This is a genomic window from Pedobacter sp. W3I1 (genome assembly GCF_030816015.1).
GTDB lineage: Bacteria > Bacteroidota > Bacteroidia > Sphingobacteriales > Sphingobacteriaceae > Pedobacter.
This window is the reverse complement of the sequence record NZ_JAUSXN010000001.1, coordinates 1,983,577-1,998,906: the sequence shown is the minus strand read 5'-3', so window position 1 is coordinate 1,998,906 and position 15,330 is coordinate 1,983,577. Positions and strand designations below refer to the sequence as shown.

At 40.0% G+C, this 15,330-nt stretch carries 10 protein-coding genes; 8 read left to right on the top strand and 2 right to left on the bottom strand.

From position 1 onward, the window contains the following. The first annotated feature begins 197 nt into the window (after positions 1-197). From QF042_RS08580 to QF042_RS08560, 5 genes are all read left to right on the top strand, one after another. A complete protein-coding gene (locus QF042_RS08580) occupies positions 198-1,475 on the top strand; it encodes a DUF5103 domain-containing protein (RefSeq protein WP_307527254.1) in 1,278 nt (425 codons plus the stop codon). 520 nt (positions 1,476-1,995) lie between these two features. Beyond that, positions 1,996-2,961 carry an SUMF1/EgtB/PvdO family nonheme iron enzyme gene (locus QF042_RS08575; RefSeq protein ID WP_307527251.1) on the top strand — a complete coding sequence of 322 codons (966 nt, stop codon included), beginning with the start codon at positions 1,996-1,998 and terminating at the stop codon, positions 2,959-2,961. 29 nt (positions 2,962-2,990) lie between these two features. Next, positions 2,991-4,310 (top strand): Gfo/Idh/MocA family oxidoreductase, encoded by a 1,320-nt coding sequence (locus QF042_RS08570; RefSeq protein WP_307527249.1) that lies wholly within the window; start codon positions 2,991-2,993, stop codon positions 4,308-4,310. A 10-nt stretch (positions 4,311-4,320) separates the two neighbouring features. Further along, positions 4,321-5,316: an FAD:protein FMN transferase gene (locus tag QF042_RS08565; RefSeq protein WP_307527247.1), complete on the top strand. Its 996-nt coding sequence runs from the start codon at positions 4,321-4,323 to the stop codon at positions 5,314-5,316. 28 nt (positions 5,317-5,344) lie between these two features. Further along, positions 5,345-6,271: a hydroxypyruvate isomerase family protein gene (locus QF042_RS08560; RefSeq protein WP_307527244.1), complete on the top strand. Its 927-nt coding sequence runs from the start codon at positions 5,345-5,347 to the stop codon at positions 6,269-6,271. A gap of 324 nt (positions 6,272-6,595) precedes the next feature. Here QF042_RS08560 and QF042_RS08555 read toward each other — a convergent pair whose 3' ends face one another. Then, a complete protein-coding gene (locus QF042_RS08555) occupies positions 6,596-8,083 on the bottom strand; it encodes an alpha-amylase (protein ID WP_307527242.1) in 1,488 nt (495 codons plus the stop codon). Positions 8,084-9,833: 1,750 nt separating this feature from the next. Here QF042_RS08555 and QF042_RS08550 point away from each other — a divergent pair. Both QF042_RS08550 and QF042_RS08545 read left to right on the top strand, forming a co-directional pair. Continuing rightward, positions 9,834-10,355, top strand: a complete 522-nt coding sequence (locus QF042_RS08550) for an acyl-CoA thioesterase (protein WP_307527240.1) — start codon at positions 9,834-9,836, stop codon at positions 10,353-10,355. Between the two features lie 70 nt (positions 10,356-10,425). After that, positions 10,426-11,607: a cation:proton antiporter gene (locus QF042_RS08545; RefSeq protein ID WP_307527238.1), complete on the top strand. Its 1,182-nt coding sequence runs from the start codon at positions 10,426-10,428 to the stop codon at positions 11,605-11,607. Between the two features lie 822 nt (positions 11,608-12,429). On the opposite strand, the gene QF042_RS08540 is transcribed toward QF042_RS08545, so the two are convergent. Next, the gene (locus QF042_RS08540) at positions 12,430-12,993 is read right to left on the bottom strand and encodes a hypothetical protein (RefSeq protein ID WP_307527236.1); all 564 of its coding nucleotides are present in this window, start codon (positions 12,991-12,993) and stop codon (positions 12,430-12,432) included. A 1,232-nt stretch (positions 12,994-14,225) separates the two neighbouring features. Here QF042_RS08540 and QF042_RS08535 point away from each other — a divergent pair. After that, on the top strand, positions 14,226-15,305 hold the full coding sequence (locus QF042_RS08535; RefSeq protein ID WP_307527234.1) for an RICIN domain-containing protein: 1,080 nt from the start codon (positions 14,226-14,228) through the stop codon (positions 15,303-15,305). Positions 15,306-15,330 lie beyond the last annotated feature (25 nt).

The following is a 15,330-nucleotide window of genomic DNA, read 5'->3' as shown; positions in this document are numbered from 1 at the left end:
CACCACGGATACGCTTCGTTGCGTCATCTCGACTGAAGCGCAGCGGAACGGAGAGATCTATTCCCTAGATTTCTCGACTGCGTTGCACTCCGCTCGAAATGACGATACGCCGGAAAATCTTCCGTGTTAATCCGTTCATCCGTGGCCAAACTTAAAGATGCGTTTTGCCACTTCCCAATAAAACTTTACTTTTAACCATGCAGAAAATATTAATTCCGGTTTTATTTTTCATCTCTACCCTGGCCTTTGCGCAGAACGACAAAACGTTTACCAACGAGAATAAAATTTATTTTCCAAATATTAAGACTGTACTTTGTTATAACAGCAATAAAGAACAGAGTTTACCCGTAATTATGCTCAATTCGTCAGAAACAATCACTTTTTCTTTCGATGACCTACTGGCGGGTACTCAAAACTACTGGTATACCATCGAACATTGTACCGCAGAATGGGAAACTTCTAAAATTTCGAGCATCGATTATTTAGGGAGTTTTAACGACGATCGCATCATCAATTATCGCTATTCTTCTAACACCACAAGAAAATATACCCACTACGAAATCAGCTTACCCAATACCCAAATCCAGCCCAAAATTGGGGGCAATTATGTGTTAAAAGTTTATTTAGATGGAGATAAAAACAAACCTGTTATCTCGCAACGTTTCTACATCCTCGATAGCCAGGTTGCTATAGCAGCCGAAGTAAACAATTCCATGCAGGTAGAAAACAGGAATTATAAACAAAAAATCAACTTTACCATTAATCATGCCTTCCCTATCCCGAACCCTTACCAGGATGTAAAAGCCATAGTGATGCAAAATTTTAATGCCAATACCATTCAGGTTAATACCAAACCAGCATTTGTAAGACCAAACCAGTTGGTTTATAACGACCTTAATACCAACGATTTTTGGGGAGATAACGAATTCAGGAAATTTGACACCAGAAGTTTAAGGTACAAGGCCGATAATGTAAAGGATATTTATCGCGATAATCAATCCGTAAACGTCATGCTTTTTCAGGATGCTCCCAGAACAGTTGGTGCATTTGCCAACCAGTACGATGAAAATGGGAACTTTTTCATCCGAAATACCGACGGAAGAGATGATAAAACGGAAGCAGAGTACATGAGTGTTTTATTTACCTTAAATGCCCCGGCACCCAGCCCCAATGGCGATGCTTATGTTATTGGCCGATTTAACAATTATACCATGAGCAATGAAAACAGACTACTCTACGATGCCAACAGGAAGCAGTTTTACGGTAATGTAATACTTAAACAAGGTCTCTACGATTATGAGTTTGCCTGGTTTAATAAAGATACCAAGTTAATGGAAACCAGGCCTTTCGAGGGCGCATTCTTCCAGACTGAAAACAGCTATCAGATTTTCGTTTATTACCGCCGCCCGGGTGCGCGATGGGATACATTGATTGGTTATACCAACCTGAGCAACAAGGTTACCGATAGAAGATAAGTCAGCTTGCAATGATGATGCTCAAATGCAAGGAAATATAAGCTTAAATGACCTCATATTCCTTATGTGGTAAAAGACCCCTCACCTATAATACTCTTAGTCAAATAATTATAAGTAAGATTGACTTAAAAAATTCTCGCCAATTAGATCCTGAAACAAGTTACCATTGACAGACTCCAATAGAATGGTCGTCATCTCGACCGGAGCAACGCGCAGTGGAGAGATCTTTGGACTAAGCTATTGAAATCAGATTTAAAAGATTTCTCCACTGCGGTCGAAATGACGATACTTCGATACCATTCAGCTTCTTTAACAATCTGTCCATTTATATTGATTTTTATACAATAAATTATTTCTCAGGATAACGATAGCTTTAATTGTCAACTTGACTTTTAATATTACAATACTTACCTTTATTGTTACACTAATCTTCTTTGTTTTAAATGTGGTTATTTACTTTAGTATTTCAGAAAGCAAACCAGATAAACACCTAGAGAATAAGTGTGTCTAACCAAAAATTATGTTTAAAAAGTTAATTGCCGTAGCATTAATCGCCTATCCTTGTGCATATATTTCCGCACAAACTTCTAGTGACTCGTACACACAATCCATTAATGGAACAAAATTAAAATTCGATATGCAGGCTATACCAGCAGGCAAATTTAAAATGGGAAGTAAAACAGGGAAACCAGATGAGCAACCTGTTCACGAGGTTAAACTTGATGCTTTCTGGATCGGAAAACATGAAGTAACCTGGGATATTTTTGAGCCCTTCCTCTATCGCGATTATGAAAAACAAGCGAGCATAAGTGCTATTCCTGCCGAAGTAGATGCCGTTACCAGACCTACAAAACCCTATCTCGATATGACTTTTGGCATGGGTAAAGAGCACCAGCCAGCAGTAGCTATGACACAATATAATGCCATTCAATTTTGTAAATGGCTTTATGTGCGTACAGGCATTTTTTATCGTTTACCAACAGAAGCGGAATGGGAATATGCCTGTAAAGCAGGTACCGAAACCAATTATTCTTTTGGTAATGATGCAGCCAAGCTGGGAGATTATGCCTGGTATAAAGATAATAGCGATAATAAAACGCACCAGGTAGGACAAAAAAAACCAAATGCATGGGGATTATTTGATATGTATGGAAACGTTAGCGAATGGGCCTACGACCAATATATCGCCGATTTCTATAGACAAAGCAAGGATAAAACTGCAGAAAACCCTGTGGCAGTTCCCGAAAAACTCTACCCAAATGTAGTTCGTGGTGGCTCTTATGATGAAACACCGAACAACCTGACATCAACAGTTAGGTTAGCGTCTGATCCATCATGGAAACAATTAGATCCACAGATTCCGAAAAGCAATTGGTGGTTCCCCGAAGCGCCATTTGTAGGCATGCGTTTAGTACGACCAGCTAAAACGCCATCAAAAGCCGAAATTGATGCTTATTACAATAAACAACCTATAAAAGACTTTTAACCAACACTATCTAACCAAAAAATAAACACATGAAAAAACCAATTAACCAACAAGATCGTCGCGATTTTTTAAAAGCAACTGCCATGCTCGCAGGCGGCGCCATGTTAAGCAGTATCCCATTAGCCGGCGCTTATGCTTCAGGGTCGGACACGATTAAAATTGCCTTAATTGGCTGTGGCGACCGTGGAACAGGGGCAGCATTCCAGGCCTTGAGCACTAAATTCAATATTAAATTGGTCGCTATGGCCGATGCTTTTCAGGATCGCCTGGACAGCAGTTACCAATCGTTAAGTTCGAAATTTGGCGCAAAGATGGATGTTCCAAAAGAACGCCAGTTTGTAGGTTTCGATGCTTATTTAAAAGCCATCCCACTAGCAGATGTAGTGCTATTAACGACTCCTCCGGGCTTCCGTCCTATCCATTTTGAAGAAGCAGTTAAACAGAACAAACAAATTTTCATGGAAAAACCCGTTGCTGTTGATGCACCGGGCATTAGAAAGGTATTGGCAGCAGCTGAAGAAGCAAAAAAGAAAAAATTAAATGTTGTAGTAGGCTTGCAACGCCGTTACCAAACCAACTATCGCGAATCGATGAAACGCATTAACGATGGTGCCATTGGCGATATCATGTCGGGCCAGGTATACTGGAACAGCGGTGGCGTTTGGGTACGTCCGCGTAAAGCAAACCAAACCGAAATGGAATACCAAATGAGAAACTGGTATTATTTCAACTGGTTATGTGGCGATCACATCGTTGAACAACATGTACACAATATCGATATTGCCAACTGGATAAAAAACGGACATCCGGTTTCAGTACAGGGAACGGGTAGCCGTGCCTGGAGAACGGGAAAAGATTACGGAGAGATTTACGATAATCACTCTATCGAATTAACTTATGCAGATGGTGCGGTAATTAATAGCCAGTGCCGACATTTCGAAGGTATCAGTAACCGTGTGGATGAATCTTTTCAAGGTACCAAAGGCAAGATTTATCTTTCAGGCAGCAATCAGGCCATTATGAAAGATTACAGCGGTAAAGAACTCTATAACCACAATACCAAAGGAAACGCAAATCCTTACCAAACCGAACATGACGAACTGTTCGATGCGGTTTCTAAGGGAGAATACAGATTCAGCAATGTAGACTATGCGGCAACCAGTACATTTTCGGCAATTATTGGTCGTTATGCCACTTATTCGGGTCAAACTATCAAATGGGATGAAGCACTGGCTTCGAACATCAGTTTAATGCCTGAGCGTTTTGCATGGGATGCCAACCCAAGGTTAATGCCTGATGAAAAAGGACTATACCCTATCGCTATGCCTGGACAAGCAAAGGTGATCTAAAACTAAATTGATGCGTTATAGATTTTTGTTTTTCCTTTTACCACTGCTTTTTGCTTTCTCGTTGAAAAAAGAAGTAAGGCAATATAAAATAAATGGTTTTGCACAGGGAACTGATTATGCTATAATGTATTATGCTACTGATAGTTTGGCAACTAAAGACGGCATAGATAGTTTATTAAACGAAATTGATTTATCGATGTCGCTTTACAAAAAGGGATCATTGATAAATCAGTTTAATTCTGCTGAAAAAGAAATCAAAACCGATCGTTTTATAAACGATGTACTCAAAAGGAGTTTCGAGATCAATCAGGATACAAAAGGCATTTTCGATATTACCGTTGCCCCATTGGTTCAGATTTGGGGCTTTGGTCCGAAAGAAACTAAAACCGAACCAGATCCTTTAACTATTAAATCAATACTGGCCTGTGTAGGCATGAAAAACCTGAAACTAAAGAATGGCTTATTAAGCAAACTGAAACCCTGCGTACAAATCGATTTAAATGGAATTGCCCAAGGTTACAGTGTCGACTTAATTGCCGCTTATCTCGAAAAAAAAGGCATTAAGCAGTACGTGGCTGAATTAGGAGGCGAAATTCGGATTTCAGGACCTAAACCCAATGGCGAAACCATGAAGATCGGTATTGAAGGCCCCGATAAGGATGGGACTCCGGTGATCAGGCATATTGCTGCCATAAATTCGGGCGCAATTACCACCTCTGGTAATTACCGGAAATTTCACCAGAGCGGAAAGAAAAAAATTTCTCACCTGATCGATCCTAAAACAGGTTATCCTTTAGACAATGAGATGATCAGCGTAACCGTATATGCCAAGGATGCCATTACAGCCGATGGATATGATAATGCCCTAATGGCAATGCACCTTAAAGATGCTATTGCCTTTGTAGAAAGCAGAAAAAACCTCGAAGCTTATTTTGTATACCACCAAAAAGATGGCAAAGTGGCCGACACTTTAACCACAGGATTTAAAAAATTAATTACACATTAATATCATCGATCAGCTTAAAACCAAACAGATGAAAAGGAGTGAATTTATAAGAAACAGCTTATTCACCGCTGGTGCAGTTGTCACCGGAGCAGGAATAACCAATACTTTTGCGGCCGAAAAACCAAATGCAATATTAAGCGATCGGGTTTTTAACCTGGATTATGCACCACACCAGGGTATGTTCGAAAACCATGCGGGCAAGAGTTTTTTAGATCAGATCCAATTTATGTACGATAAAGGTTTCCGTTCTATCGAAGATAATGGCTACCTCAATCGTTCTATTGAAGAACAGGAAAAAATTGGAAAGCTATTGGCTAAACTGGGCATGCGAATGGGCGTTTTCGTTGTAGATGGTGGCGATAACTGGAAAACCTCTTTAACCACTGGAAAAAAGGAGTTTAAAGATAAATTTGTCGAAACCTGTAAAAAATCGGTAGAAGCCGCAAAACGCTGTAATGCAAAATGGCTTACCGTAGTCCCTGGTTTTTACGAGCGTAATTTACCTTATGGCAATCAATTTGCTAATGTAATTGATGCCATGCGTGCCGGAGCAGAAATTTTTGAACCGCACGGCTTGATTATGGTTTTGGAAACCTTGAGCGATACCCCGGAGCTTTTCCTTCAAAAAACAAATGAAACCTACGCCGTTTGTAAAGCGGTAAAAAGTCCTTCATGTAAAATCCTTTATGACATTTACCATATGCAACGTACAGAAGGCGATTTAATTAAAACCATCGATCGTTGTTGGGATGAAATTGCCTATATCCAAATTGGTGATAACCCAGGCCGAAAAGAACCAACAACAGGAGAAATCAATTACAAAAACCTGTTTAAACACCTGCATAAAAAAGGTTACAAAGGGGTTATGGGTATGGAGCATGGCAACTCGAAAGGCGGAAAAGAAGGCGAACTGGCAGTTATATCCGCTTATAGGGCGGAGGATAACTTTTTGTAGATAATGTTCAAATAAAGCATCGTCATCTCGACTGAAGCGCAGCGAAATGGAGAGATCTTTTAACATAGTTCAAAGATTTCTCCACTGCGGTCGAAATGACGATTCTACGTGGCCTATCATCGGCACTACAATGTTCGTCCCGTGGTCTGTGCCACCACAGACTACTTGATGGAATTGCTGATAAATGGTCTGTGAGGACACAGACCATGGGATTGATCTTTTAATGTTGCTAAAACTATGTTCAAAGATTTCTCCACTACGGTCGAAATGACGATTCTAGCGCCGTGGTCTGTGTCCCCACAGACCACGATATCACTCCTTCTCCTACCCCACCTTCAAAACCCACACCGATACACTTCCGGCATTGCAATGAAACTCCGCCCAACCATTTTCATCAATAACTACTTCCTGTTCTCTGTAGCCCAACGCATCAACAAAAGTTTTTCCGGCAAAATGTTTACCGATTTCCATTTCTTTAAAACCTTCCTCTCCTGTGCTCAACAATACCGCCAGCCCACTATTTTCATGTTCATCATCTCCTGCCCGGGTCCAGCCAACACAAATATTATGGTCAAAATAATCGCGTTGCTCACCGTAGGCTAAGGTTGTACGGATTTTACTCATGGTTTCTACCACCGGAATTGCAACTAACTCAACATGCGCCTCATCGCCTTCTTTATCTTTATCATCATAAATTCCTCCGTACAGATCAGGAAAGAACAAACACGGAATACCTTGTACACGCAACAAGATCATGGCATAAGCCAAAGGCCTGAACCAAAAATCGACATAAGATTCCAGTGCCTGTAAAGGTTGCGAATCATGATTATCGACAAATGTTACAGCCAGATCTGGCTTCACCTGAACCAGGCTCCCATCAAAAATGGTCCGCATATCATAGGCTTCATCCTTACTGGCCAGGAAAAAATTATGATGCAGGAGCGAATCGAATATTTGTGTCCTGCCGCCGGTAATCTCAATATATTTCAATTGTCCTTCTCTATCCACCACATTCCAATCTTCGGCTACGATAAAAAATTCGCGGTTAAATTTTTGATTCAGGTGATCGATCCACTCTACAATGAAATCAGGATTGATGTGTTTAACCGCATCTAACCGAAAACCGTCTACTTTAGTGGTTTCGACTATCCATTCGCCCCAGTATTTTAACTCTTCAATTACTGCCCTGTTTCGGTAATCGATATCGTTGAACATCAGATAATCGTAATTTCCAAATTCAATAGATGGAACCACTTCAAAACCTTCTCCTAAATAATTCTGGATCGAATAAATCGCCGTTTTTTTGAGGTCTTCAGCCCAGTCAACTCCGCTAAAACACTCATGATCCCATATAAATTCAGAATATTTTCCCTGTCGCCCCGGAAAAGTAAATTTCGTCCAGGCTTCTATTTCGAAAACATCGCTGGTAAATTCATTTCTATTTTCAGGATTTACAGTTCTAACCGCTATTTTTTCGAGTTCATCGCCACCGGCTTTGTGGTTAAAAACGGCATCGGCTAAAACACCAATCTCATTATCGTGGAGCGCTTCAATCGCTTTGAGATACTCGTCTTTCGAACCATGTTTGGTATTTACACTTCCTTTCTGATCAAACTCGCCCAAATCGAATAGATCATAAACCGCATAACCAACATCATAAGCCGCATTATTTGATTTATAAGCCGGGGGTAACCAAACAGACGTTATACCAATTTCTTTTAAATGACTGGCTTCGGCAGCTACTTTAGTCCACAAATTTTGTTCTTCATTATAGTACCAATGGAAAAATTGGATCAGGGTCTGGTTTTGCATTAATTTGATTTTTGTTAGGATAAACATGAGAGCCGAAAAATTGTTTTTGAATTTACATCAACAACCCTTGCAGGCTCTTTTCCCGCTGATTTCGCCGATACCCGCAGAAAAACAACTTAATAAATTTGCGCTAATCTATTGAATCTGCGGGAAACAATCTTGTGTATGCTTTTCCCGCTAATTGCGCAGATCACCGCAGAAAACAGATAAATAAGTTTGCGCTAATCTATTGAATCTAGGGAAACAATCTTGCGTATGCTCTTTTTTATTTAAAGGAACAGCGCTGCATGCCATTTTCCCGCTGATTTCGCAGATACCCGCAGAAAACAACTTAATAAATTTGTGCTAATCTATTGAATCTGCAGGAACAATCTCGCGTATGCTTTTCCTGCTAACTGCGCAGATCATCGCAGAAAAACAACTTAATAAATCTGCGCTAATCTATTGAATCTGCGGGAACAATCTTGCGTATGCTTTTCCCGCTAATTGCACAGATCATCGCAGAAAACAGATAAATAAACCCGCGCTAATCTATTGAATCTGCGGGAACAATCTCGCGTATGCTTTTCCCGCTAATTGCGCAGATCATCGCAGAAAAACAACTTAATAAATCTGCGCTAATCTATTGAATCTGCGGGAACAATCTTGCGTATGCTTTTCCCGCTAATTGCACAGATCATCGCAGAAAACAGATAAATAAACCCGCGCTAATCTATTGAATCTGCGGGAACAATCTCGCGTATGCTTTTCCCGCTAATTGCACAGATCATCGCAGAAAACAACTTAATAAATCTGCGCTAATCTATTGAATCTGCGGGAACAATCTCGCGTATGCTTTTCCCGCTAATTGCACAGATCATCGCAGAAAACAACTTAATAAATCTGCGCTAATCTATTGAATCTGCGGGAACAATCTTGCGTATGCTTTTCCTGCTAACTGCGCAGATCATCGCAGAAAACAGATAAATAAACCCGCGCTAATCTGTTGAATCTGCAGGAACAATCATGCGTATGCTTTTCCCGCTAATTACGCAGATCACCGCAGAAAAACAACTTAATAAATCTGCGCTAATCTATTGAATCTGCGGGAACAATCTCGCGTATGCTTTTCCCGCTAATTGCGCAGATCATCTCAGAAAACAGATAAATAAGTTTGCGCTAATCTGGTGAATCTGCGGGAACAATTTTGCGTATGCTTTTCCCGCTAATTGCACAGATCATCGCAGAAAACAGATAAATAAACCCGCGCTAATCTATTGAATCTGCGGGAACAATCTCGCGTATGCTTTTCCCGCTAATTGCACAGATCATCGCAGAAAACAGATAAATAAACCCGCGCTAATCTATTGAATCTGCGGGAACAATCTCGCGTATGCTTTTCCCGCTAATTGCACAGATCATCGCAGAAAACAACTTAATAAATCTGCGCTAATCTATTGAATCTGCGGGAACAATCTCGCGTATGCTTTTCCCGCTAATTGCACAGATCATCGCAGAAAACAACTTAATAAATCTGCGCTAATCTATTGAATCTGCGGGAACAATCTTGCGTATGCTTTTCCCGCTGATTTCGCCGATACCCGCAGAGAAACAACTTAATAAATCTGCGCTAATCTATTGAATCTGCGGGAACAATTTTGCGTATGCTTTTCCCGCTAATTACGCAGATCACTGCAGAAACCTTTTCCAAATCCGACAGAATCTATTTGCAATACCATTTTAACCACATTTTACTTACTTTTGCGCTTAAATGAGTTTAAAAAAGAAATTTGCAAGAGAAAGTTTTACCATCATGAATGAATTGGTATTACCAAATGATACCAATACCTTAAATAACCTAATGGGTGGGCGTTTGCTTCATTGGATGGATATTGCAGCGGCAATTTCGGCTCAAAAACACTGTAACCGTATTGTGGTAACCGCTTCGGTTGATAACGTTTCTTTTAAACATCCCATTAAATTAGGTGATGTAATTACCATTGAAGCCAAAGTAACGAGGGCTTTTAATACTTCGGTAGAAGTTCGTTTAGACGTATGGGCAGAGAATATCCCAAGTGGTGCACGCCAAAAAAGTAATGAAGCCTATTATACCTTTGTTGCGCTTGATCAGAGTGCACGTACCATACCCGTGCCAGAACTTATTCCCGAAACGCCTGAAGAACAGGATTTGTTTGATGGTGCTTTACGCCGCAGACAATTGCGTTTGGTTTTAGGTGGAAAAATGAACCCTGATGATGCCAGCGAACTCAAGGCACTTTTCTTTAAAGCATAATTTTTTCATTAAATTCCTTTTTGCTTAACACGATTGTTTTATTTTAGCGGTTTACCCTACGCTGAAAAATATGACAACTTATACTATTCTTATTATTTTAAGCGGATTAGTAATTTTCTCTTATCTGTTTGATTTAGTAGCGAGTAAAACCAAAGTACCTTCGGTTTTATTGCTACTCCTCTTAGGTATTGGTTTACGTTTGCTGGTCGATAACCTGAAGATACAAACCTTTAATTTCCTGTCTATACTACCAACATTGGGCACGGTAGGCTTAATTTTAATTGTTTTTGAAGGCTCTCTCGAACTTAAATACGACCGGCATAAAAACAAGGTTATTCGCAGTGCTTTTCTCTCTGCCTTAACCATTTTATTGGGGACTATAGTTGTAATAACAAGCATTATTTACCAGATCACCCACCACGATTTATATACCTGTATTGCTAATGCCATTCCTTTTAGCGTAATCAGCTCGGCCATTGCCATCCCTTCGGCAGCGGCATTAAACAACCACGACAAAGAATTTGTAATTTATGAATCTTCTTTCTCTGATATTTTAGGCATTATCATTTTCAATTTTGCCATTACCAACCATTCGATCAATACATCGGCTTTTATTGGCTTAGGTTTAAGTACCTTCCTCATCCTTTTACTATCGGCTATTGCCTGTGTGGTTTTGCTGTACGTGATGGGCAGATTGGTGCATCACATTAAATTCTTTTTAATTATAGCTATATTGATACTGGTTTATGCCATTGGTCAGTCTTACCATCTATCTTCTCTGGTTTTAATTTTAAGTACCGGCTTATTCCTAAACAATGCCGATGCCATCGAGAATGCCTGGTTTAGAAGCGTCTTTTTATATAAAAATTTAACAGCCGATTTATCCCAGCTCTATCAATTATCGGCAGAAAGTGCTTTTATTCTGCGTACATTTTTCTTTGTTATTTTTGGCTTTACCATGAATATTGGCAACCTAAACAACAAAATTGTACTGGCTAATGGTTTTTTCATTTTAATATCAATTTACATTATCAGAGTGATATTTCTCAAAATATTCAAAAAAGAAAACCTAAGTCCGATTTTATACATTGCACCCCGCGGACTAATTAGTATTTTGCTTTATTTCAATCTGCCAGACTCTTTAAAAATAGCGGAGGTAGGTACCCCATTTTTGTTCCTGGTTGTATTGGGATCGAGTATTGTAATGACACTTGGTATAACCTTAAGCAAAAGAAATAGTATGGTTCATTAGTTCATTTGGTTAATTGCATAAACTGGTTAACCGGTTAATTGAGGCCAGGTAACCAGTTTATCGCCAGCTTCTTCATCCGATAGCTATCGGATGCGAGGCCAATACCGAGCGGACCAGCCTGTCCCGACTTTTCCTATTGTGTGGACATATCTTTTTGAGGTTAATTTTTTAGGCGTTTTGCTAGCTTCCTCAAATAACACATTGTTTTAACCGAAGAACGCCGTCAATCCCAAGGGCCGGAGAAATCAAAAAAACAGTTGCAGGAAAGAACAGATAGTACTACCAAACCTAAAACGCAGTGGTTTTGTGTTCATAAATGCTAATTTAAAAGCTTAAATAAGTACTGAACACAAACCCCGAAGGGCTCAATCAGCCCAAAGAAAACACAAACAAAAACTGATTAAACAAAGTGCCGCTGTTTTTTTGATGCGTGTAGGATTGTGTAAAAGGCCCATTGCTGGATTGACAAAGCGCTTTGGGTACTTTGGCGCTCCAAAATGCGCCAGCATTCTTGAGCACAGCTAAAAACAACGTTGACTGCGAAAAACTACCATGCCACCGCGGCATAGAGCGGAAAAATCAATGTTTGTATCTAAAAATTAGTTTTTTAGAACCAGAATCTTTTAATAGCAGGAAAGATGCTGAACTAAATTCAGCATGACGATCGCCTTAGGCAAGAGGCAAAAATAAATTTAGATTTAAAAACATGTGTCCACACGATAGGACTTTTCGGAAAAGCAATCTTTGAGATCAGTACGCTGATATTTTATAAATGGTTTATCCACTCCCATTTCCAAACGCCCAATGCCATACGCCAAACACTTAAGGTTTAAATGAAGCTGAAATGGTTTTTAGCCGGTGTAGTTCGGCCATCACATTTGGATTAGCCTGATAGTAGATGGAATAGTAACTAAATTCATTTAATTGATGATCATCTTTCTGCCGGAAGTTGAAACGCGCTACATTCGGATTAATGGCATGGATGGGTATTGCAACAGCATTTGCAAGTGCGGTAAAAACAACAGAAAATACAGTGGCCGCCGCGTCCTCCTTAAAAGTTGGCTCTTCTTTACCCCATTTATCAACCATTTTACCACTGGCATCCCTTTTATATTCTTCAGCCCTATCCTCACCAATTTTAATAAAACTCATTCCTTTATAGCCCTTTTTAATTGTTCTGATCTGTACGGTTTTAATTTCCTTAATCGGTACCTTGATAAATTCGCCATCGTGATTTAGGATCGCATTTACTGAATCTACTTTGTATAAAATCCCTTTGTATTTACCATTTTGGGTTTTAAGAATGGCGATGTAAGGTTTTATGCCTTGAGCATTTGCCAAAGTAAAGGAAAGAAAAAAGAGGAGTGTAAAACAGATGGTTTTCATATAGAGGTGTTAAGGTTTATCAATATAATAAACTTTTGAATAATTTTCCAGTTTCTGGGAATCAATAGCTTCAAAGGTACCAATTGCCTTGTTAAGCAGCCCGATGGTAAAAGGAAATCTCGTGACATCCTTCAAAACTGCCTCCACATGATAAAAAAAAGAGTTGATTCACTATACCCATCAGAACGCAGGGTTAAAACTTTTTTCTTCCGGCAATGGAAGCGCGTGGCTGTACCGGTCATCCAGGTATTGAAGACCGCCAGATCCTTGCAGATCAGCTTCTGCCCTTTTACAGGGAATTATTGAATCAGTCTACCTTATAAGCATATTTTTTATACCGTTACGCCGCCCTGATCAATAAACTTGGTTACCCTAACGGCATTTGTCCTCCGGAGGATATGACCATTCTGCTACCAGATATTCGATGGCTGCGGGCATATCATTTACAATGCGGAAGCTGATTTTGTACGCTGGGTTATAACTTAGATCACCACATCTGTTTTTTCTTTTACCAGAGAAAAAATAAACCTAAAAAAGACGCATATAAAAATACAATTTCTATAAAAAGCTTAAAATAAAGCAATAACAGCAAAAACAAAAAGAGTTTGCCCCCTCATTTTGATGATATTACCCCTCACTACATGCATATTTTTTGTAGTTAATTTGTTTCAACCAAGTATAACATAATAGATCCTGATTATCCCAGATTACCTAATGGGTAATTGATGGTTGTAGGCAATTCAAATTGATATAACCAGTTTTCCGATGAACAAACCTTTAACCGACATGAAAAACTAAATTATGCTACAAAACGCCCAATTATCCTCGCATGTAAAAATTCTTCTGGCATTGAAAATCAGCAGAATATCAGGCTTTACCAAAACTAATGTTCTTATTGGCCATTCAATCAAATTTCCTGAAGCCGCTTACCGTTCACTAAACATTCACTGGTAACGTCAATCTTTTCGTAACGGAAATTTCAGGCACTGTTAAACGGCTGCTCATCATCTTTTATTGCATACAAACCTTACATGGTTAAAAAAGCATCACCAGGTTCATTTAGCCAATGTACCAGCGGCAACCTGTTCCTGATTTTGAAACTAATTTAAATCAATTAATTATACATTTCAAAGCAAAAAAGAGGGGCTCAACTAAATGAGTAGCATATGCCCTCTTTAAACCAACCAAACGAACATTACATATGCCTGTTCATTCATCCTAACCTAATTTTTATGAAAACAAAATTCTCTACCTCAGGTCCGTTCAGCATCTTGATGCTTGGCGTTCTTTTACTTGTCGGCAGTTGCAGAAAAGGCGAGCTCCCCCATCCAGACACAAGCAAAGATCCGCTTTCGATCAAGGGAAAACTGGGTGCAATACCACCTAATGAAACTCCACTATCCGCAACTAACGGCACCTTTTACATCGTGAACCGCAAAAGCGGGAAAGTTCTCGATGTTGGTGGATTTCAGACTGCAGATGGCGCTAATGTTTCCCAGTACGGCGGTACAGGCGGAACCAATCAAAAATGGAATTTAACCCTGCTTTCTGGCGGTTACTATTCAATTATTGGCGTGCATAGCTCCAAAGGCTTACAGGTAGACCAGGCAGGAACAGCCGACGGAAACAATGTAAATATATTTACCTATTCAGGAGCAACCAACCAGCAGTGGCTATTTACTTCACTTGGCAATGGCTATTATCGTATTGTAAACAGAAACAGCGGTAAGGACCTCGATGTCGCCAATCAGTCAATTGATGATGGGGCCAATGTAGACCAATGGACTTACTGGGGCGGAGAGAACCAGCAGTGGTCTTTACTAACAGTTAATGCAACCGGCCAATTGGGCTGGGTACTTAACAGCACTGGAGTACCTGCCGATGTAGTAACACGCATTACCAATGCCATGAACGATGCCTGTTCGAGGTATAATGCAGGTGCCAACTGGCCATCGCGCACGCTTACGGTACAATATAACACCGGTGTGCCTACAGCCGACGGCAGTACGAATGGAAATATACGTTTCGGTGCAAACACCAGTTACCAGAATGTTCGTACGGCAATGCACGAAATTGCACATACTTATGGCGTGGGGCTAAGCACCGGGTGGACATCAAATACCTCTACAGGCGATTTCCCGGGAGCCAATACCGTAGCACTTGTTAAGATTTTTGATGGTCAAAGTGGTGCCGTACACACAGGAGGCGGGCATTTTTGGCCTTACGGTTTAAACTACGACAATGAATGGAGCGAAGCAAATGCCTTTAGACACGTAAAATTAGTTTTTGCTATGCGATCGGACGGAATGTAGAGCCGCAGATTAAAGACGCTATCAA

Coding starts and splice junctions, on each gene's coding strand:
- QF042_RS08580 (WP_307527254.1), top strand. CDS start 198: ATGCAGAAAATATTAATTCCGGTTTTATTTTTCATCTCTACCCTGGCC.
- QF042_RS08575 (WP_307527251.1), top strand. CDS start 1,996: ATGTTTAAAAAGTTAATTGCCGTAGCATTAATCGCCTATCCTTGTGCA.
- QF042_RS08570 (WP_307527249.1), top strand. CDS start 2,991: ATGAAAAAACCAATTAACCAACAAGATCGTCGCGATTTTTTAAAAGCA.
- QF042_RS08565 (WP_307527247.1), top strand. CDS start 4,321: ATGCGTTATAGATTTTTGTTTTTCCTTTTACCACTGCTTTTTGCTTTC.
- QF042_RS08560 (WP_307527244.1), top strand. CDS start 5,345: ATGAAAAGGAGTGAATTTATAAGAAACAGCTTATTCACCGCTGGTGCA.
- QF042_RS08555 (WP_307527242.1), bottom strand. CDS start 8,083: ATGCAAAACCAGACCCTGATCCAATTTTTCCATTGGTACTATAATGAA.
- QF042_RS08550 (WP_307527240.1), top strand. CDS start 9,834: ATGAGTTTAAAAAAGAAATTTGCAAGAGAAAGTTTTACCATCATGAAT.
- QF042_RS08545 (WP_307527238.1), top strand. CDS start 10,426: ATGACAACTTATACTATTCTTATTATTTTAAGCGGATTAGTAATTTTC.
- QF042_RS08540 (WP_307527236.1), bottom strand. CDS start 12,993: ATGAAAACCATCTGTTTTACACTCCTCTTTTTTCTTTCCTTTACTTTG.
- QF042_RS08535 (WP_307527234.1), top strand. CDS start 14,226: ATGAAAACAAAATTCTCTACCTCAGGTCCGTTCAGCATCTTGATGCTT.